Origin of the sequence: Actinophytocola algeriensis, from assembly GCF_014203735.1 — a bacterium.
GTDB lineage: Bacteria > Actinomycetota > Actinomycetes > Mycobacteriales > Pseudonocardiaceae > Actinophytocola > Actinophytocola algeriensis.
On the sequence record NZ_JACHJQ010000006.1, the window covers coordinates 575,927 to 596,459 of the forward strand.

The window sequence follows — 20,533 nt, forward strand, 5'->3', positions numbered from 1 at the left end:
CGCGGGATTCACGTGCACCCGCGCGCGATGAATGCACGGGACGACACCGGATCGCCCACTCCTACCAGGGATAACGCGACGACGGAGCGTCTGGCGCGCCGATCGGATCAGCCGGACCGCGTGGGGCGCGCCGCGCGGCAGCTGACGCGGATCACCGGCTTTTGCCGGTCCCCACGATGACAACCGCCGTAAATAGCGCCAATTGTCGCGACCTCGAAAATTTTCCGTGATACCGGAGGGCTCGTTATCCCCGGCGGGAGCGGCTCCGCGCAAACGGAATTCGACATTATCGTGCCGGCCGACCCGGCCGGCGTCGCACGCGGTTGCCTGTTGCGGAAGCACGTACTAGTCTCAAGCCCGACTATGAAGTACGTACACGACGACCGTGGGCTCTACGACCCCGCGGTGCGGGAAACCATGGGGCGGTTCGCCGAGGACACCACCGCCTTCGAGGCGGCCGCCGCCGTGCGGGCCGCCGCGCATGCCGTCGAGCGACTGCGGGCCGCCGGCGCCGAGGGGCGGGCACTCAGCTCCGGCGCCGTGGACCTGTTGCTGCGGCTCAGCAACGGCGAACCAGCCGGGGTCGGGGAACTGGCCAGGGCCGCCGGGGTCAGCTCGCGGAACGTGACCGGGCTGGTCGACACACTCGAGAAGGCCGGGATGGTCGTCCGGGCACCCGACCCGGCCGACCGGCGCGCGGTGCTCGTGTCGATCACCGAGGGTGGGCTGGGCTGGCTCGACGACTTCCGGGAACCCGCGCGGCTCGCCATGGCGGCGGTGTTTCACGGGTTCAGTGCCGATGATGTGGCTCAGTTGCGGGATCTTTGCCTTCGGCTGGTGGTGAACCAGCGGGCGGTTGCCGCGCGAATGGGGGACACCGCACCATCCACTGTGGACTGACTTGACCTTTGGCCACCCCGGTGGCGAGGATGGCGCGGAGATGTGGCAACGTTGCCACATCTCTGGGGAAGGGAAAAGTGTGTCCGGGCTGCTGGCCGGCGTCGACGTCGGGACGACCAACTGCAAGGTCGGCGTCTACACGACAGACGGTACCGCCGTGGTCGAACGGCGGCGGCCCACCCCCGCCGACGCCGGCAACCTCGTCGCCGGAATCCTGGCTGACCTGCGGTTATGCGTCGAGGAATCCGGTGCGCCGGACGCGGTCGGGGTGACCGGGGTGGCCGAGGGCGGACTGCCCCTGGACGACGACCTGTTGCCGATGGGACCGCTGCTGTGGTGGCACGACACGCGGGCGTCGGGTGAGGCCGGGTGGCTTGCCGACCGGGTGGGACGGAAAGCGATCTTCGCGACCACGGGGGTGGACGTCTCCGCGAGGACGCCGCTCGCTTCGTGGTTGTGGTTGCGGCGCCACCAGCCGGCACTCCTTGACCGGATGCGGGTGTGGGTGGGAATTCCCGAGCTCGTGGCGACGGTCCTCGCGGGCACGGCGCTGTCGCACCGGACGTTCGCGGGGCGGTCCGGGGCCTACGACCAGCTGCGGGACCGGTACGACGACGACCTCCTCGACCTGGCCGGGGTCCGCGCGGGGCAGCTGCCGGACCAGCACGTCGGGGCGGCGGCGACAGGACCACTCCCAGTAGGCACACCGGTGGTGGTCGCGGGGCACGATCACCTGGTTGCCGCACATGCGGCGGGCGCGCGTGAGCCGGGAGATGTGGTGGACTCTCTGGGAACGGCAGAGGCGGTGGTGACGGTGTCCGAGCGGGTGGCCCCCCGCGCCGCGGCTGGTTCCGGCACGTCGTGGAACCGGACCGTGGACGGCACGCGGTGGGCCATGGTGTCCGGTTTCCCGCACTGTGGCCGCCTTCTCGAGTGGCTGTGCTCGCTGGCGTCACCGGAAGGTGACGTCGCGGGCCTGGAGAAGGCGGCCGCGTCGGTGGACCGGCGGCCGACCGGGATCGTGGTGCTCCCCTACCTCGGTGGCCTCGGCGCACCGGCCCCGGATCCGCACCGGAGGCTCTCGGTGCACGATCTCGCGCCCGGGCAGGGACTGCCGGACGTGCTCGTCGGCGCGCTCGAGGGCGCGTCGTTCCACGCACGGTGGCTCGCCGAGCACCACGCGGAACACACGGACACCAAGCTCCACGCGGTGACCGTGCTGGGCGGGCCGAGCAGGGGCGCCGCGTGGATGGCGGTGAAAGCGCACGTCATGCCGGGTCCGGTGCGGTCGACGGCGACCGCGGACGCGGCGTGCGCCGGTGCGGCACTCCTGGCGGGCACCGCGCTGGGCATGTCGTCTCCGGTGCTGCGTAGCGATGCCCTGGCACGCGACGATTTCCTCGCCAACCGATACGACGCGATCTACCGGGGCGCATTCCTGCCCCGGGTACGGGAGGTGGCATGACAAGCCTGACCGAGTTGGCGCGGCCGTCCGGTGGCCTGGCCATGGTGGCGATGGACCAGCGGGAGAGCCTGCGCGCGATGCTCGGCGCGCACACCCCCGCGCCGGTCCCCGACAGCGACCTGACCAAGTTCAAGCTCGCGGTCGCCGCCGAGCTGGGCCAGCACGCGAGCGGGTTCCTGATCGACCGGACCTTCGGGTTCGACCAGGTGCTCGCGGAGCGGCTGCTGCCGCCGACGTGCGGGCTGATCCTCGCCGCGGACCGGCTCCAGCACCCACCCGAAGGCGGGCCGGTGGTGCGGACGTCGCTCGACGAGGACATCAACCCGGCGCACGTCCGTGAGCGCGGTGTGGTCGCGATGAAGTTGCTGCTGGTGTGGCGGCCGGACGAGCACCGGGACGCCCGGCTCGCGATGGCCGAGGAGTTCGTGCGGCGCTGTGCGGGCGCCGGGCTGCTCTCGGTGCTCGAAGGCGTGGTGCGGCCGACCTCGGACGACGACTTCGACAAGCTGCAGCTGGAGGCCGCCGCCGAGCTCGGGGCGCTGCGGCCCTCGCTGTACAAGGCGCAGGTGCCAAGACGCGGGGTCGGCGACCGGGGCGAGGTCGCGCGGGTGTGCGAGCGGATCACCGCGACGGTGCCGGTGCCGTGGGTGGTGCTGTCGCAGGGCGTGACGATCGAGGACTTCCCCCACGCCGTGCGCACGGCGTGCGACGCGGGCGCGTCCGGTTTCCTCGCCGGCCGCGCCATCTGGAGTGACACGCTCGCCGACCCGACGCCGCTGCTGCGGTCGCGTGCGGTCGACCGGCTCAAGCGGCTCGCCGAGGTGGTCGACAGCTCGGCCCGGCCTTGGCAGGAGGTCGCTGCGTGAGCGGAGCCTGCGAGGACGGGTCGTGAGCCACGTCGACGGGGTGCCCCGGCGGGTGACCATTGGCGACGTCGCCAGGGCCGCCGGGGTGTCGCCGTCGACCGCGTCACGGGCGCTCACCGGGCAGGGGTACGCGGCGGCGTCGGTGAAACTGCGGGTGCTGGCCGCCGCCGACCGGCTCGGGTACGTGCCCGACGACATCGCCCGCAGCCTCAAGCGGCGGACGAGCAGGCTCGTCGGGGTCGTCATCTCCGACCTGCGCAACCAGTTCTACGCCGACCTCGCCGCCGGGATCGAGCAGGTGCTAGGCGAGGCCGGGTACCAGATGGTGCTGGTCAACGACGACGGCGACCGCGACCGCGAGCTGCAGGGCGCGCGCACGCTGCTGGCGATGCGCGTACCGGGCGCGATCGTCACGCCGCTCTCCCCGGAGGCGGGCGCGCTGCTGACCGCACAGGGCGTGCGGGTCGTCGAGGTGGACCGGCAGATGGCCCAGACCCAGTGCGACGCGGTGCTGGTCGACTCGGAACACGGTGCCCGCGCGGCCACGACGCACCTGCTCGAGCTGGGGCACCGGCGGATCGCGTTCCTGATCGACGAGCTGGAGTGGACCACCGGCGTCGGCCGGCTCGCCGGGTACAAGGCGGCGCTGCGGTCGGCGAAGGTCCGGTTCGACCAGAAACTCGTGGCGCGGGTCGGGTTCGGGTCGGGGGACGCGGCCACCGCGTTGTCGACGCTGCTGGACGCCCAGCCGGACGTGACGGCGGTGTTCGCGGCGAACAACCTCATGGCGTCGGGGGTGTGGCAGGAGCTGCAGCGGCGGCGGTTGCGGGTGCCCCGGGACATCTCGCTGGTGGCGTTCGACGACCTGCCGTGGATGACGATGGTGCAGCCCGCCGTCTCGGCGGTGTCGCAGCCGGTGGTGGCGATGGGGGCGCGGGCGGCGGAGCTGTTGCTGGCCCGGCTTTCCGGCGAGTTCACCGGTCCGCCGAAGACGGACTGGCTGACGCCGACGTTCGAACGCCGCGGATCGACGCGCAAGGTGAGCGGGTAGCCACTACAGGCCGAGTACCTGACCCTCGTCGCGTAACTGGTCCTGCAGGGCGGCGACGTCGATCCGTTGTACGGCAACACCTTTCCTCAGCGCCTGTACCGCCGCGAGCCCCGCGGCGTGGCCCAGCATCTCGTACTGCGGCTCCATGCGGACCGAGCTGAACGCCAGGTGCGACGCGCTCACGCACACCGGCACCAGCAGGTTGCGGCACTCGCTGTACCGCGGTACCAGGCACCGGTACGGGATCTGATACGGCTGTACCGGAACCGACAGGTAGCCCTCGTTGTACACCGACGGGATCGGGTCCGGGTGTTCGTACACCCACCGCCACGTGCGGCGGACCTCGCGGATGTCCATGTGGTACGAACCCATCGCCACCGTGTCGTACCGGGGTGCGCTCGTCAGGTCGTGCTGTGTCAGCACGTACTCACCCACCATGCGGCGCGCCTCGCGCACGTACAGCTGGTGCGGGAGCCCGCCGCCGAACTCGTCCGCCGCCCAACCCCAGCCGTCCAGCAGTCCCCGCGTGGACATGAAGTACAGGAAGTCCTGTGTGTACTCCTGGAACCGGCGCACGATCTCCGCGCGGCGGCCCGCGGACGCCGTCGGGTAGTCCTGGTGGCTGCCGTCCAGCAGGTTGAGCGACAGCGGGCCGATGGAGTTGCCGTCGCACTTGCCGTTCGGGAGGTTCCGCACCAGGCCGACCACCTCACCGGGCGAGCCCGTGGCCAGCCAGCGGCGGGCCAGTTCCCATTCCTCCTCGCGGAAACCGTCGCGGCGGGTGAACGGGACACGGTCGGGTGCCGTCGACAGGCACACCCGGTAGCCGTAGGCCATGACACGGCCGTCGCCCTCGCCTGCCGGGACCTCCTGGCCAGGATCGATCAGCGGCAGCAACCCGCCGGACGCGTCGAACGGGTGCAGGTACGGCGGGAACTGGTGTTTGCCCGGCGCCGGTTCGGTGCGGCCCGCGAACGGCTCCCCGTGCAGCGACCGGCTTTCCCGGCCCACCCGGTACGTGACGCCCGCCGCCGCCAGCAGGTCGCCTTCGTAGCTGGCGTCGACGTACACATGGGCGTCGGTCAGCGCCGGTACCGGCGCGTCGAACTCGACGGTCACGTTCGATGACGCCAGCCACCGGGTGAAGATCTGTTCCGCCACATGGGGTTCCGGGCCCGCGTACCGGTCCGTGCCGTAGTGGTCGGCGACCGCGGCGCGGAACTCCGCCGCCATGCCGCCGATCACCCTCGAGTCGCCGAGGTCCGTGTAGCCGAGGCCACCGGACACCATGCCGCCGACGTGCCTGCCCGGTGCCAGCAGCGTCACCTCGACCCCGTGCCGGGCGGCGGCCACCGCGGCGCACACCCCGGCCGCGGTCGCCCCGTACACGATCAGCTCAGCCAAGGCTCTCCTCGCACGCCAGCAGCAGCACCCCGACACACCACGCGTGCGACAGCGTCAGCAGCATCCCTTTCGGCTGGTAGCAGGCGGTCTGGAAGTACCGCTCGGTCACCATCCCGCGGTAGGCGTTGAAGTCGCCGTCCTCGCGGGCCACGAACTGGCGGAAGCACGCCAGGGTCTCCTCCGCCGACCTCGTGTAGTACTCGTCGCCCGTGTGTTCGCCGAGGCGCACCAGTTCCCGGTGGCAGATCAGGCCGTACGCGTGCAGGTGCTGGTTCGCCGGGGACGCCTGGTCCGCGCCCCGCGAACGGAAGTCGTAGTGGCCGAGCAGGGTGTGCCGCGGGAAGTCGACGTCATAGGTGTACCGGAACGTGAGCGTCCAGTCCGCGGCCCGGCGCGCCAGGTCGAGCCACTCGCGGTCGCCATCCGCCTCGTACAGCGACACATACGCCATGATCGCCAGGTAGCCGTCCTCCGACGTGGGCGCCAGGTCGACGTCTTCCGGCGCCCCGTACAGGAACTCGTCCCGTACCGCCTGTGCGTAGAACCTGCCCGCCCGCTGTGCCTCCGTCACCCGCCCGGCCGACACCAGCGCGGGGATCCAGGCCAGGCCGCTCGTGCCGTGGCGGTCGATCACCGCACCGGTCTCCACGTCGTAGCCGGAACCCAGCGAGCCGTCCGCCGCCTGGCCGGCGCACGCCACGTCCACATTGGAGCCGACCGCGGCCGTCCACAGCGCGGGTGCCCGGCCCAGCGCCACCGCCCGCTGCAGGAACACCGTCGCCTCACCGAGGGTGCGGGCGTGCACCCGCCGCCGGTCCGGGGTCCAGCCCGCGTTCCAGCCGCCCTCCCGCGTCCACTGGCCCCAGAACGTGCCGCCGGGTGTCAGGTTCGCGGTGATGTTGTCCAGCACGGCGCTCGCCGCGTCCACACAGGCCTGGTCGCCGACGCGGCGGCCGTGGCGCAGCAGCGCGTACGCGTGCGGAATGCCGCTGAGCCAGGACACGTGCATCGCCTGCCGGTCGCCGCGCTCCCCCAGCGCGTCCCGGTCGAACGCGGCGGTCTCCAGCAGCACCGCGTCCTCGTCGCGGTAGTGCCACCGGTACAGGCCCCACGCCGTCAGGTCGGCCGCCTCCGCGAGCGACACCCACGGCACCGCGTCGAGGTCCCGGGCCGCGGTCCTGCCGTGCACGTCCCGCAGCACGTCGGTGTAGGAGTGCCGGTCGCCGCCGAGCACGTACACGTCGAAGTCGAGCGACGCCGTCTCGCCCGGCTTCCACGTGTACGACGGGAGGTCCGCCGGGCGCGGCACCGGCGAGCCGTCGTACACCACCGGCTCCTCCCGGTACGGGAAGTGCAGGCGCAGCACCGGATGCCCACCGTCCTCGTCCTCGTCCACCGCGAAGCCGACACCGGCCTGCCCGAGCGGCGACCACTCGGTGGTCACCAGCGCGGCGCCCCCCTCGTCGTCCCACGCGAACACCGCGGGCGTTGCGCACCGGTCCGCCCGGAACGACCACGCGTCCGACTCCAACGCGGCCGGGTCAGGATGGTCCACGGTGAACCGCGGGTACCGCACCCGGCAGCCCGCGACCCGGTTCTCGCCGTAGAACACGCCCGGCACGAGCCACCCCGGGTCCGCGACCGGTCCGAGCCGCAACGACACCCGCAGCCCGGCGGTGACGGCGGCGGCGGCCGTCACCGTCAGCCGCACCGCGAACCGGCCGCCGTCGTAGGCTGTCACGTGCTGGGTGACCATCAGCGCGGTGCTGTCTACGGTGCTGTCGGCGGGGCCGAGCACCGTCACCTCGAACGGCGGCGTCACCACTCGATCATGTCGGTCTCGACGACCGGCGCGTCGACGTCGTGCGGCACCAGGAACGTCTTGATCTCGGCAGGCCCGAACGACGCGGTCACGGTCCGCCCGAGCACCTCGATCGTCGCGTCGCACGCACGCCCCGCGGTCTCGTACGCCCTGACCACCAGCGCGTCCCCGTCCTCGGCGGCCTTCAGCACGGTCGGCACGACGCTGCCGTCCGACACGGCCATGAACGACCGCACCGCGGGCAGGTCACCGTCGTGGTAGGACTCGAGCAGCGGGAACGCGGGCTGGTTCAGCTCGGCCGCGAGCCGGACCACGGACGCGGCACGCCAGTCACCCCCGTGCGGGACCAGCCGGCAGGTGAACTCCTGGCGGCCCTGGTCCTGGAACGTGTACAGCTCCTCGGGGTCCAGTTCCTTCGGCTCGTGCCACGCGTAGACCGGGCTGCGGGCCGCGGTGACACCGATGTCGCCGCCCAGCACGTCGTGTCCGTACTTGCCGTCGTTGAGCACCGCGAGCCCGGCCCGCCGCCCACCGGGCAGCTCACCCGACACGTCGACCCACGCCTGCGCGGCCTCCTCGCTGCCGTTCGCCGGCCGGACCAGGTGGCCGTACGGGATCTCGAACGTGGCCTCGGCCGACGACAGCGCGGTCGGGAAGCGGAGTTTGAGCAGCTTCTGCTTCTCGTGCCAGTCCAGGGTGACCCGGACCTCGACGTGCCGGTCGCGGACGCCGAGCACGTACTCCTCGGTGAGCGTCGACGACCCGTACTCGCTGACCACCCGTACCACCGCGCGCACCGGGCCGTGCTCGACGAGCCGCACCGACCGCGGCGCGAACGTGCCCGCGACCTTGTCGTACGCCCGGACCCGGTGGCCCCACGTGTCGGACCGGTCGTCGATGACCACACCGTGCGCGCCGCCACCGGCCACGTCCACATCGGACACCTTGTCCCGCAGCGACGACAACCAGCCGGTCGACGGATCGATCTCCAGTGCGACGAACTCGTTCTCCAGCCGGGTGTCCGTCGCGGTGATCGCGGGCGCGCCCTCGGTGTCGCCGGCGGGGTGGATGCGGTAGACGCGGTAGCCGAGCGGCGGCACGTCCGCCGCGAGCGTGAGCCTGCGCCGCCACCCGTTGACCGTCGCCTTCGACCGGGTGCGCTGCACGGCGACGGGGTTGCCCTCGTCGTCGACGGCCCGGGCGCCGAACGCGGCGAACCCGCCGAACTCGAAGTCGATGTCGGCGACCAGCCGCCACGGGTGCGGGTTGAACACGACCAGTGGCGTCATGTCCGGCTCCTGCTGGATGTCGATGCGCCGCGCAAGCGTTTGCACCGACCGGTTGAACGCCTCGCCCGCGAGCGACACCGCGTGCCCGTACTGGTCGCGGCTGTCCTCATAGGCCGGTTCGATCGCGGCGCCGCCGAGCGTGTCGTGGAACTGGTTGAACAGCACCAGCTTCCACGCACTCGTGAGGTCCGCGAGCGGGTACTCCACGTCGGACAACGCGGCGGCGACCGACGCCCACTTCTCGGCGCGGGCCAGGAGGTTCTCCGCGCGCCGGTTCCACCGCTTCACCCCGGAGTGCGCGGAGTAGCAGCCGACGGCGTGGTGCTGCAGCTCGCCGGCGTGCACCGGGATGTCCACACCGGACGCGACGAGCCGGTCGAAGAACTCCCGCGGCGACGAGCAGCGCAGCCGCGGCAGCCCGCCGGTCGCGTCGAGGCGCCGGATCGAGTCCAGGTTCGCCTTGGTCGGCCCGCCGCCGTGGTTGCCGACGCCGTAGAACACCATCAGGTCTGGCACGTCCGGCGGCAGCTGCGCCAGCGACTTGTCGATCTGGTAACCGAGGTCGGTGCCGGAGCTGCAGTACTCGTGCGGGATCCGGTAGGTCAGCACCCGCGTGCCGTCGGCCGACTCCCACCAGAAGTACGGTCCAGGCAACGCCATCTCGTGCGGCCCGGGCCGCATGAACACGTACGCGTCCATCCCGGACTTGGCGAGGATCTGCGGCAGCGCCGCGTTGTGCCCGAACGGGTCCACGTTGCAGCCGACCGTGGACGTGACACCGAAGCGCGACTTCAGGTACCGCTGCGAGTACAGCGCCTGGCGCACGAACGACTCACCGCCGGGCAGGTTGCAGTCCGGTTCGATCCACCAGCCGCCGACCTGTTGCCAGCGCCCGTCGGCGATCCGCTTGCCGATCCGCGCGAACAGGTCGGGGTCGTGTTCCTCCACCCACGCGAGGTACAGCACCGAGTCGCACGTGAACACGAACTCGGGGTACTCCTCCATGCGGTCGATCGCCGACTGGAAGGTGGCCCGCACCTCCTGGTACCCCTCCGGCCACTGCCACAGCCACACCGGGTCGATGTGGGCGTTGCCGATCATGTGCAGTTCCCGTGCGGTCATCACTCCCCCTCCCCGGCGGCCCATGCGTCGACCCGCTCGCTGAGCAGGTGCAGGAGCAGCAGGTGCATTTCCTGGATCCGGGCGGTCTGCTTCGAGTCGACCACCAGCGCGTGGTCGGCGTGCTCCGCGGCGGGCCCGCCACCGGAGCCGCCGAAGAACACCGTGGTTGCGCCCAGTTTTCTCGCCTCGGCGAGCCCGCGCACCACGTTCGAGGAGCGCCCGCTGGTGGAGAACGCGATGACCATGTCGCCGGGGCGGACGAACCCGGCGACCTGCCGGGCGAACACGTCGTCGTAGCCGAAGTCGTTGGCGATGCAGGTGAGCACCGACGGGTCGACGGTCAGCGCGAGCGCGGGCAGGGGCCGTCTTGTCCGCTGGTAGCGGCCGATCAGCTCGGCGGCGAGGTGCTGCGCGTCGGCCGCGCTGCCGCCGTTGCCGAACGTGAACAGCCGCCCGTCCCGCTCGTAGGTCCTGATGAGCAGGTCGGCCACCGAGGACAACTCGGGCAACAGCTCCGCCACTCGGGAGGCGAGCCCGACGTGCTCGGCCAGCTGGTCGGAGAGACTCACACCGTTCCTTTCCTGAAGAACTTCCGCATCGCCACCGCCGCGGCACCCACCACCCCGACCTGGTCACCGAGCGCGGCCCGTTCGACCCGCACGGACCGGCCGCCGGGGGTCATCGCGGCGGCGCGCACCGCGGCCCGCGCCGGGGCGATCAGCGCGTCGCCCGCGCGGGTCACCCCGCCGCCCAGCACGACCAGCTCCGGTTCCAGCATGTTCACGATCGACGTCAGCCCGGTGCCGAGCGCGTCGATGGTCTCCCGCCACACCCGCACCGCGAGCGGGTCGCCTGCCGCCGCGTGCGCGGCGACCTCGGCGGCCGTCACGGCGTCCACACCGGACAGTGAGCTTCCGGAGAAAGAACCCCCAGACCCCCGGCGGAAGCTGGCGGGGTCCAGCGCCTCCCGTGCCCGTTCGGCGATCGACGTGCCGGACACGTAGGCCTCGAGACATCCCCGGCCACCGCAGCCCCGGCACGCGCGGCCCCGCCAGTCCACGACCACGTGCCCCAGTTCGGCGCCGTTCCCGGTGGCGCCCCGGTACACCTGCCCGTTGAGGACCGCGCCGCCACCGACGCCGGTCGACAGCGTCAGGTACACCATCTGCGCGGTGCCGACCCCGGCGCCGAACCGGTGCTCGGCCTCCGCGGCCGCCGTGCCGTCGTTGTCCAGCACGGCGGGCTTGCCGAACGCGGCCGCCACCAGCCCGGCCACCGGCACGTCCACCCAGCCCGGCAGGTGCGGCGGCGACAGCAGCACACCTCCTTCCGCGTCGAGCGGCCCGCCGCAGCCGATGCCGACCGCGGCGACCTCCGGCCAGTCCGCGCCCGCGTCGGCGACCGCCTTGCGCCCCAGTGCGAACAGCACGTCGAGCGCGGCCCGCCTGCCGTCCGGGGTCGGCGCGACGAGGAACGAGCGGACCCGCCCCGTCGCGTCGACCAGCCCGGCCGCGAGCTTGGTCCCCCCGATGTCGAGCGCCAGCACCCCCGTAGCCGTCATCCCTTGCGCCCCTGGGTGGCGATGCCGTGGATGAAGTGCCGCTGGGCGAGGAAGAACACGACCACCATCGGCAGCACGGTGATCACGCTGCCCGCGAGGACGATCTCCCACTGCTGCTCGCCGGCCTGCCCGAACCGGTCCGAGATCGCCTTCAGCCCGCGCGGCAGCGTGAACAGCTCCACGTCCCGCAGGTAGATCAGCGGCTTGAGCAGATCCGCCCAGCTCGCCTTCAGCTCGAACACGAACGTCACGATCAGCGCGGGCTTGCACAGCGGCACCGCGATCCGCCAGAACAGGCCCCAGTGGCCGACGCCGTCGATGCGCGCCGCCTCGAACAGGTCCCTCGGCAGGCCGAGGAAGAACTGGCGCAGCAGGAAGATGTAGAAGGCGCTGCCGAACAGGTTCGACGCCCACAGCGGCACCTGCGTGGTGGCGAGCCCGACCGAGTTCCAGATCAGGTAGACCGGGATCATCGTGACCGCGCCCGGCAGCATCATCGTGGCGAGCACCAGCCCGAACCAGCCGTTGCGGCCGGGGAACCGGTAGTAGGCGAACGCCCACGCCACCATCGCACTCGAGATCGTCACCGCCACCGCGGCGGCGAGCGCCACCGTGACGCTGTTGACGAACCACGTCCACACGGGCGCGGCGTCCCAGATCTTCAGGTAGTTCGCGAACGCCCAGTTCCTCGGCAGGACCAGGTTGTCGAACACCTGCGAGCGCGGCTTGAGCGACGCGGTCAGCACCCACCAGAACGGGTACAGGAACGCCACCGACGCGACCGTGAGCCCGATCCAGAAGACCACGCGGTTCCCGCCACGCCGCTCGGGGCGCGGCCGTACGGGTGACACGGGCGCCGGCCGTGCCGCGGGCGGTGCGGTGATGGCCATCAGCGGTCACCGCCCTCGTAGTGGACGAACCGCTTGCTGACCTTGATCTGGATGACCGTGATCACCATGATCACGACGAACAGCAGCCAGGCCATCGCGGACGCGTAACCCATGTGCAGGAACTGGAACGCCTGCTGGAACAGGTACACGAGGTAGAACAGCGCCGCGTCGGAGGAGTACGTGGCGGACGCGGAGCTGCCGTAGAACGCGGCGTAGGCCTCGTCGAAGGTCTGCAGTGCGTTGATGGTCTGCACGATGAGCGTGAAGAACAGCGCGTGGCTGATCATCGGCACGGTGATGTGCCGGAACCGCTGCCATCCCGACACCCCGTCGAGTTCCGCGGCCTCGTACAGGTCGCGCGGCACGTTGTTGAGCGCGGCCAGGTAGATGATCACCGTGCCGCCGACCGACCAGATGTGCATGAGCGCGAGGCCGGGTTTGACCCACGCCGGGTCGGTGCTCCAGTCCGGGCCGTCGATCCCGACCAGCCCGAGCGCCCCGTTCACCAGGCCGACCTGGCCGTTGAACAGCATGAGGAACAGCACGCCGACCGCGACCTTCGGCGTCACCTCGGGCAGGTAGAACAGGGTCCGGAAGACACCGGCCGAGCGCCGCCCCACCCGCGAGAGCATCATCGCGAGGCCCAGCGCCACGATCATCGTGCCGGGCACGATCATGATCGCGTAGATGACGGTGTTGGCGAGGCTCCTGCGGATCTTCGGGTCACTCAGCAACTGCTCGTAGTTCGCGAACCCGACGTTGCTGCTCTCCCGCAGCCCGTCGTAGTCGGTGAACGACAGGACCAGGCTGATGATCATCGGACCGCCGAGGAACACGACGAACCCGATGAGCCACGGGGTCATGAACCCGTAGGCCGCCCACGTGTCCCGGTCCCGGAAACCCCGCGCCCAGCGGCGGACGCGGGACTTCCTGGACATGTCCAGCGGGTGCATTACTTCGCCGCGTTGTCGAGCGCGGACTGGGCTTCCTCCTGGGCCTGCTTCATCGCGTCGGCGGGCGACTGCTGGCCGGACAGCACCCGGTTCACCGCGTCCTTCCACGCCGTCTCGAACTCCGAGCTCGCAGGCGAGGCGGGCAGCGAGAACGCGGACTCCTGGGCTTCCAGCACGCCCTTGACGGCGTTGTCGTAGACCGGGGTGTCACCCAGCTGCACGAGTTCGCCGAAGATCTTCTCGTCCGCCACCTCGTTGCCGGTGTACACGCCGGTGAACGGCTTGCCCTCGGACTTGCGCTTCTCGACGCGGGCCTCCGCGGCCGCGATCCAGGTCTGCGAGTCGGTCATCGTCTTGATCCACTTGCAGGCCTGGTCCTTGTGCTTGGCCGCGGCCGGGATGGCCCACGCGGAACCGGTCACGAAGTCGATCGCCTTGCCCTGCTCGTCGGTGAACGGCTTCACCGTGAACTTGGCGTCCGGCGAGACGTCGGCCAGCACGTTGAGGTACCAGTCCTCCATCGGGAACGCCGCGAGCTGGTCGGTCGCGAACGGGTTCTTGTCACCGAAGAGGTCGAACGAGTCGCGGAAGGCCTTGAACGAGCCCCAGCCGCCCTGCTTGTCGATCAGGCCGACCGTGTACTCCAGCGCGCTGATGATCTTCGGGTCGTCGAGGTTGGCCGTCCTGCCGTCCTCGCTGATCATGTCGACGCCGTTGGCCTTGGCCCACACGGGCAGGAACTCGGGGATCTTCGGGTCGAAGCCGATGCGGGTGAGCTTGTCGCCGTTCCGCTTGGTGAGCTGGTCGGTGACGGTGGCGAGCTTGGTGCGGTCGCTGGGGTCGACGTCGTCCGGCGTGAGGCCCGCGCTCTGCACCGAGGGGTCGTTGATCAGCATGACGCGGTTGTTGTAGAACTCCGGCAGCCCGTAGAGCTTGCCGTCGAGGGTGATCTCCGCCAGCGCCGGGTCGCGGAACTGGTCGAGGTCGATGCCCTCCTTCTCGACGCAGTTCTCGAGCGGTTCGATGGTGCCGCGCGCGGCGTAGGTGCCGAGCTTCTCGCGACCCATGTACACCAGGTCCGGTGGGTTGTCCGACGCGACCGCGGAGAGGAACTGCTGCGGGTCGAAGGCGTTCTCGCTGACCTTCACCTTCGCCGGTTCGATGGCCTTGTTCGCGAGGTCCGCCCGCACGGTGGCGATCTCGTCGCCGAGGCCGAAGCCCATCGTCGTGAGGGTGACCGCGCCGCCCGCGCCCTCGTCGTCACCACCGCCGACGCCGCCGCAACCGGCGAGGACCAGCGCCGTCGCCGCCGATAACGCTGCCACCCGTGGGAATCGCATGGACATCCGGACTTCCTCCGCGTCGTTGAGGGGAAAGATGTGGCAACGATTCCACATGGAATCGTTGCCACAACCTAGGACGGTGTACCGGGCTCGTCAAGGGTGCGCCTGCAGGCCGCCCACACGCGGGCGACCTCGGCGAGGTCGGCAGGCGTCAGCTCCTCGCCAGACAGGTCGATCCGGTCGGCGTAGTAGAGGGCCGGCACGCCGAGTTCTGCCTGGATGTCGAGGTAGGCACGCCATTCCGCGCGGTCGGGCAGGCACCAGCCGTCGCTGTCGACCGGCATGCCGGGCAGCGCGGCGGTGACCACCGAGGCGCGGTACCGCATGTGCGGCACGACCGGGCCGTCCGGGTCGATCGCGTCGAGCATGCGGATGTCGTTGAGCCGGATCATGTCCGTGACGTCCGCGAAGGCCGGGTTCGGCGTGTGGGTGACGATCAGCGCGTCTGGTTTGACCGACTTGGCCGTCTTGTACACGAGGCCCAACAGGTGGTGCAGCAGCGCGGCACCCCACCGGCTGCCCGTGTGCCGCAACGCGGTCCCGCTCGGGGTCTTCGCGAGGAAGTCGACCTTGAGGCCGTCCGCGTCGAGGTCGCCGAGCATGTGGGTGACGGCGTCGACGACGGTCTTCTCCCCCAGCGGGTGCTCGGGGTCGAGCGCGACCGGGGTGCCGTCGGGCAGCGTCACGCACGCCTCGGCAGGCGCCCCGTCGGGGTCCCATGCCTTCCACCACAGCAGTACGCGCTGGTTCGCCGCGTGCCGCTCGGCGATCCAGCCACGCAGGTCCGGCCACTTCGTGTCGTCGGCACGGGAGGTGGCGTAGCGCGCCGCCCACTTGTCGTCGACGACGACGGTGCCGGGGACGACGTCGTGGCGGGCGAGGTGGGCGAGGAAGCGGTCGTAATTGTCCTGTGTGGACCGTTCCTGGGTGACGCCGGGCAGTGCGCTCTGGGCGCCCCAGCCACAGAAGATCGGTTCGAGCCAGTGCCGGTGGGTCGCCGTCGGGACCGGTGGGGCGAGACCGCGGTCGCGCAGCAGGTCGCTGTGTGCGCGGATCGCCGCCTGCGGCGTCTCGTGGCCGAACTGGATCACCACGGCAGGGGTGGTGAACTCGCCGTCGACGCGGGTGTGGCCCTCGTAGTCAAGGCGCAGGGAGAACCCGTCGGTGCCGCCGGTGTAGTGGAACGACGTGAACGTCTGCTCGTCGATCGGGGCGGCAATGCCGAGTGCCGCCCACCGGCCGTCGCGGGAGACCGCGTAGCACCACGGTGCCGGGCAGAACAGCCAGCGGCCGACGCCCGGTTCGGCGCCGTCGCCGGTGACGCCGATGACCGCGGGTTCGGCGGCCGGGCGCACTACGCGGCGCGGGTGGTCGGGGTTGGGCGAGAACACGGTCTCCACCGCGGACCCGCTGGGCAGGAACCCGCTGGGTGGCCGGTGGCCGCCGAGCAGGTGGGCGGTGAGCAGATCACCTTGCCCGCGCACGGTCGTGGTGATCTCCAGCCGGCCGGGGTGGGACTCGAGGACGGTGACGCGTTCGTCCCAGCGGGAGCTGGCGCAGCGGACCTCGATCCGGTTGCCGCGCTCGGTCACGGTCACACCGAGCGTCTCGTCCGGACCGTCTACTGTGTCCAGTGCGGACAGCAGGCGGAGCTGGAACCACAGCAGGCCGTCGTGTTCCACGGTGACGACCGCGCGTCGCGTGTCGACCCTCATCGGACGTCCACCAGTGCCTCGGCGTGCTGGCCGAACCGGGTCGCGCCGACGGTCAGGTCCGCGCCGATCCGCGCCCTCCTGCACGCTGTTCCCGTCGGTGTCACCGTGAACTCGAACGTCTCCGTCGCACGACCGGGCACCTCGGCGGTCGCGGTCGCCGGCTCGGCACGCCAGCCCGCCGGGACGACGAGCGCGATCGTGACCTCGTCGGCGTCGGCGAACGGGTTGCGGGCCTCGACCTCCACCCCGAACGGAACGCCCGGCCCGGTAGTCACCTGGTAGGGCCGCAGCCACGCGCCGACCCCTTCCGCGTCGAAGTCCACATCGGACAGCGGGAGCAGCTCGCGGTGGATGCGCGCCAGCTCGGCACCCTTCTCCTCGAGGAGGTCCAGGTAGGCGTCGTCGACCCGGCGCGGTTCCCAGTGGCCGCTGATCATCAGCTCCGGGCGCAGCTTCCGGTACAGGGCGGCGCTCCTGGTGAAGTCGTCGATGCGGAAGCGGTTCTTGTACTGCAGGTTCAGCACCTCGGCGCGCTCCCCCGGCTGCCACGTGGTCGTCTGCTGGTCACCGGTCGCGACGACCCGCTGACCGTCCACGTCGAAGGCGATCGCCACCGCGTACAGCGTGTGCCCCGGCAGCGGGTACAGCGTCAGCTCGTACTCGTGCCACCGGACCGGCCGCCCGGTCTCGAGCACGCGGTCGACGGGGATCGGGTCGTACCAGAGGCACGGCAGATCGTACCGCGACGGCGTGGCCAGCACGTCGGCGACCGCGCCCGCCGACCACACCTGGGTGCCCTCGACCTCGCGCAGCAGGTTGAACCCGGCGACGTGGTCGTCGTGGTAGTGCGTGGGGATCGCGACCTCGACCCGGTCGACGCCGAAGTCGCGGCGCAGCGGCCCCAGCGACGGCAGCCACGGCCGCCGCGACGACCGGTCGTCGCCGGTCGGCAGGTTGACGATCATGTCGAGCCCGAAGTCGATCAGCAGCGCGCCGCCGGTGTCGGACAGCAGCACGTAGCTCGTCGCGAAGCTCGTCGTGTTGCGCAGCAGGTGGGGCGTGAGCCGCTCGAACGGGTGCTCCCACTGCCCACGCGCGTCCCACGGCCGGTCGTGCCGCGAGTCGTGGTAGGCGCGCAGCCGCCGTTCCAGCAGGTCGAACGCCGCCCTCGGCTCGTCGATGGGGTCGCCGTGCGAGGGCAGCACGAGGTCCGGCGCGCGGGCGCCCAGCTCGTAGAGCGAGAACACGGTCGCCTTGACGCCTTCCAGTGCCGTGTAGGACCACTGGGTCGCGGCGAGCGACCACACCTTGCCCGCGCTGTGGATCAGGTCGCCGGTGAACGCGAGCCGCCTGCCGTCGACGTCGACGAGGTAGGACACCGAGCCCAGGGTGTGCCCCGGCGTCGGGACGGTCGTGATGTCGAACCCGCCGAAGCGGCGCGTGCGGTACTCGGGCACGGTGCCCGTGACAGGGACCGGTTCCAGGAGCGAGAACCGATCCTGCCGCAGGTCGTAGTAGTTGTGGATCGGCCGTTGCTGCCAGTGGGCGTCGACCTTGTCGAACAGGTCGCGTTCGACGGGTGGCACCCAGATCCGCGCGCCGTGCGCCACCGCGCGGTGCAGGCCCTGCACCTGGTCGCGGTGGTGGTGGGTGACGAGCACGTCCGTGACCCGGTCAGCACCGAAGTCGGCGAGGTGGTCGAGCACCGCGCCTTCCCCGAAGTCGATCAGGACCGCGTCCCGGTCACGGACGAGCACGTACACGTTGCAGGTGTCGCGGAACAGGTGGACACCATCGGCCGGCCGCATGTGTGGCAACGTTGCCACACAGTGTCAGTACGCGTCCAGCACCGCCATGAGAAAGACGTCGAGCACACCGTCGCCGACCAGCACCCCCGTTGTCCGATGCGGATGCCGGTCGTCCCGCACGGCCGCGGCCGACGCCGCCAGGCGCCGCACGTGGTCGTGACCGGTGCCGTGTTCGAGCACGGGCACGAGCGCGGCGAGCGCCTCGCCCCAGAGCCGCGTCGCCGCCAGCCACGCCTCGGCCTCGACCGCGAACCGCGCGTCGGCGATCCGCCCTGGCAAGGCGATCAGCCGGTCGGCGAGCTCGGTGAGCCGGGTGATCGCGGCGGCCCGGTCGCCACGCGCGAGGTCGTCCCGGATCACCGCGAGCGCGGCCGCGTGGATCGGCGCCTGGTCGTGGTGGAGGCGGTCGTCGCGGGTGTTGAGGTCGGCGAAGGCGGCCAGGTCCTCGTCGTCACCGAGCGCGGCGAGCGCACGCCGGTGCACGGCGGCGGCATCGAACCCGGTGTCGTCCCAGCCGTACTCGGCGAAGGCCGACAGCGCGACCGTGCTCATGGCGACCTGGTTGGCGGGGTTGGACAGGACGCCATCGACGTGCGCGGACAGCCCGTTCTCGCGGCCGTCGTAGGGGCCGAGCGGGACGCGGCCCGCGATGTAGTCGTTGACCGGGTAGTTGTCCCACACCAGGATCGGGTGACCGAACAGCTCCCGCGCCTGCCGCGCCTCCTCGACGGTGATGGTGGCGGGGATGACGTCGTGCCCGGTCCACCACACGGCGGTGTCGGGGGCGAGCAGGTCGCGGACCTCCTTCTTGTACCGGGTCGCCGCCAGCCCGTGGTACTCGGTGGGCACGAACTGGACCGGCACCCCCGCCCACTCGCGCACCCGGTTGACGAGCCACGCGTGGGCGGCCCCGAGGTGGCCGTGCGCTGCCTCGTCACGCGGGTCGTGCCACACCGTGGGATCGATGTCGTCGAGGGCGACGCAGAAGTCCGCACAACCGAGCGCGCGGACGGCGGCGAACTTCGCGAGCAGGGCGTCGAGGTCGGCGGGTTCGCTGTACCGGATGGACAGTCCCGGCGAGACGGTGAACACGAAGCGGACGTGGTTGGCGCCCGCGCGGTCCACCAGCTCGGCGAGGCGTGCCAGCTCGTCGGGCGGGTACGCCTCGCGCCAGCGGTCCCGGTGGTAGGGGTCGTCCTTGGGTGCGTACACGTAGGTGTTCATGCGGTGCGCGCCGAGGAAGTCGAGGTGTGCCAGGCGTTCGCGGTGCGTCCAGGGGGTGCCGTAGAAGCCCTCGATCGACCCGCGCCAGGCCATCGCGGGGTGGTCCTCGACGGTGACCGACGGCAGCCCGTCGTCCAGCAGCCTCGCGAAAACCTGCGCGGCGTAGAAGGTTCCGGCCTCGTCGCTCCCTTCGAGCAGGACGTCACCGGGTCCGGTGACGACGCGATAGGCCTCCGGTCTGCCCGGCCCGCGCGCGAACCGGATCGTGAGGTCGGGGTCGGGCACCCCGACCCGGTGGATCCCGGCGGCGGCGAGCGCGGACCGCACGACCGTCTCGGCCGCACGGTCCGCGCCGGTCACCCCGACGAGCGCGACCGTGCCGAACGGAACCCCACCACCGTGCCGAGTGAGCCGCCGAGGCGGCGGAATGATCAACGACATGCCTGCCTACGGTAGGGGCTCCCCGGTGATCGTCAACCGGTCGGCGAGTCGCGACCGTGTCCTTTCGCGGCCGTCACGGCCACAGCCGCGCGGCCCGGTGGGCGGGCAGCCACGCGTCGCGGTAGGCGTTGCGCACCGGTTCTGGCAGGCCACCGACGATCAGCTCGGCGGTCTCGTCGGCCGCGCCGTCGAGCAGCCACGGCAGGACGCGCGAGACGTCCGATCCGTACCGCTTGGAGTGCGCGGCACCGAACGCGGCCATGTCCTGCTCGGAGACGGTCGCGTCGATCAGGTCGATCGCCTCCTTCTCCTCGTGGGCGAGGTGCGCGGTCAGCTCGACCGCGAGCGCGTCGGCGAGGTCCCCGAGCCGGTCGAGCCGCGAATCGTCGAGAAGCGCGGCGTCGATCGCCTCCAGCAGCGGGTCGATGCGGGCGTGCTCGGCCTCCATGGCGTCGAGCAGGGTGAGGTCGTCCTTGTCGGCGAGCGCCACCCGCATGGCGGGCCACAACACCTCGTCCTCGGCGAGGTGGTGGGTGAGCAGGGCCTTCTTGAACAGCTCCCAGCCGGCGGCGGTCCGCAGCAGCGGGGTCCGCCGCGCGGCCGCCGTGGCGATCGCACCGAGATCGCGCCGGAGCGCGTCGTGCATGGCGTACATCATCGTCATGTCGTGGCGCATGGT

16 protein-coding genes are annotated in these 20,533 nt (G+C 71.4%); 4 read left to right on the plus strand and 12 right to left on the minus strand.

What is annotated here, in order from left to right; genetic code table 11:
• The first annotated feature begins 363 nt into the window (after window positions 1-363).
• From FHR82_RS29565 to FHR82_RS29580, 4 genes are all read left to right on the plus strand, one after another.
• Window positions 364-900, plus strand: coding sequence for a MarR family winged helix-turn-helix transcriptional regulator (locus tag FHR82_RS29565; RefSeq protein ID WP_184813828.1), 537 nt, complete (start codon window positions 364-366; stop codon window positions 898-900).
• 79 nt (window positions 901-979) lie between these two features.
• Window positions 980-2,365, plus strand: coding sequence for an FGGY-family carbohydrate kinase (locus FHR82_RS29570; RefSeq protein WP_184813829.1), 1,386 nt, complete (start codon window positions 980-982; stop codon window positions 2,363-2,365).
• Window positions 2,362-3,231, plus strand: a complete 870-nt coding sequence (locus FHR82_RS29575; RefSeq protein WP_184813830.1) for a hypothetical protein — start codon at window positions 2,362-2,364, stop codon at window positions 3,229-3,231. Before FHR82_RS29570 ends, FHR82_RS29575 begins: the two co-directional genes overlap by 4 nt.
• A 22-nt stretch (window positions 3,232-3,253) precedes the next feature.
• Entirely contained in the window at window positions 3,254-4,282 is a 1,029-nt protein-coding gene (locus FHR82_RS29580; RefSeq protein WP_184813831.1) for a LacI family DNA-binding transcriptional regulator, read from the plus strand.
• A 3-nt stretch (window positions 4,283-4,285) separates the two neighbouring features.
• Here the strand turns inward: FHR82_RS29580 and FHR82_RS29585 are convergent, their stop codons facing one another.
• The 12 genes from FHR82_RS29585 to FHR82_RS29640 form a co-directional block, all read right to left on the minus strand.
• Entirely contained in the window at window positions 4,286-5,686 is a 1,401-nt protein-coding gene (locus FHR82_RS29585) for an FAD-dependent oxidoreductase (protein WP_184813832.1), read from the minus strand.
• Window positions 5,679-7,508 carry a YyaL domain-containing protein gene (locus tag FHR82_RS29590; RefSeq protein WP_184813833.1) on the minus strand — a complete coding sequence of 610 codons (1,830 nt, stop codon included), beginning with the start codon at window positions 7,506-7,508 and terminating at the stop codon, window positions 5,679-5,681. Before FHR82_RS29590 ends, FHR82_RS29585 begins: the two co-directional genes overlap by 8 nt.
• Entirely contained in the window at window positions 7,505-9,919 is a 2,415-nt protein-coding gene (locus FHR82_RS29595) for an alpha-mannosidase (RefSeq protein ID WP_184813834.1), read from the minus strand. Before FHR82_RS29595 ends, FHR82_RS29590 begins: the two co-directional genes overlap by 4 nt.
• Window positions 9,919-10,488 (minus strand): D-sedoheptulose-7-phosphate isomerase, encoded by a 570-nt coding sequence (locus FHR82_RS29600; protein ID WP_184813835.1) that lies wholly within the window; start codon window positions 10,486-10,488, stop codon window positions 9,919-9,921. Before FHR82_RS29600 ends, FHR82_RS29595 begins: the two co-directional genes overlap by 1 nt.
• On the minus strand, window positions 10,485-11,480 hold the full coding sequence (locus tag FHR82_RS29605; RefSeq protein WP_184813836.1) for an ROK family protein: 996 nt from the start codon (window positions 11,478-11,480) through the stop codon (window positions 10,485-10,487). Before FHR82_RS29605 ends, FHR82_RS29600 begins: the two co-directional genes overlap by 4 nt.
• Window positions 11,477-12,370 carry a carbohydrate ABC transporter permease gene (locus FHR82_RS29610; RefSeq protein ID WP_184813837.1) on the minus strand — a complete coding sequence of 298 codons (894 nt, stop codon included), beginning with the start codon at window positions 12,368-12,370 and terminating at the stop codon, window positions 11,477-11,479. The genes FHR82_RS29605 and FHR82_RS29610 overlap by 4 nt, the downstream gene beginning before the upstream one ends.
• Entirely contained in the window at window positions 12,370-13,308 is a 939-nt protein-coding gene (locus FHR82_RS29615; RefSeq protein WP_184813838.1) for a carbohydrate ABC transporter permease, read from the minus strand. Before FHR82_RS29615 ends, FHR82_RS29610 begins: the two co-directional genes overlap by 1 nt.
• Window positions 13,309-13,322: 14 nt before the next feature.
• Entirely contained in the window at window positions 13,323-14,648 is a 1,326-nt protein-coding gene (locus FHR82_RS29620; RefSeq protein ID WP_311771335.1) for an extracellular solute-binding protein, read from the minus strand.
• A gap of 89 nt (window positions 14,649-14,737) precedes the next feature.
• Entirely contained in the window at window positions 14,738-16,381 is a 1,644-nt protein-coding gene (locus FHR82_RS29625) for a hypothetical protein (RefSeq protein WP_184813840.1), read from the minus strand.
• Window positions 16,378-18,189, minus strand: coding sequence for an MBL fold metallo-hydrolase (locus FHR82_RS29630; protein WP_184813841.1), 1,812 nt, complete (start codon window positions 18,187-18,189; stop codon window positions 16,378-16,380). The genes FHR82_RS29625 and FHR82_RS29630 overlap by 4 nt, the downstream gene beginning before the upstream one ends.
• 24 nt (window positions 18,190-18,213) lie before the next feature.
• Complete coding sequence (locus FHR82_RS29635; RefSeq protein WP_184813842.1) at window positions 18,214-19,854, minus strand: glycoside hydrolase family 84 protein; 1,641 nt, start codon at window positions 19,852-19,854, stop codon at window positions 18,214-18,216.
• Window positions 19,855-19,927: 73 nt separating this feature from the next.
• Entirely contained in the window at window positions 19,928-20,530 is a 603-nt protein-coding gene (locus FHR82_RS29640) for a hemerythrin domain-containing protein (RefSeq protein ID WP_184813843.1), read from the minus strand.
• Window positions 20,531-20,533 lie beyond the last annotated feature (3 nt).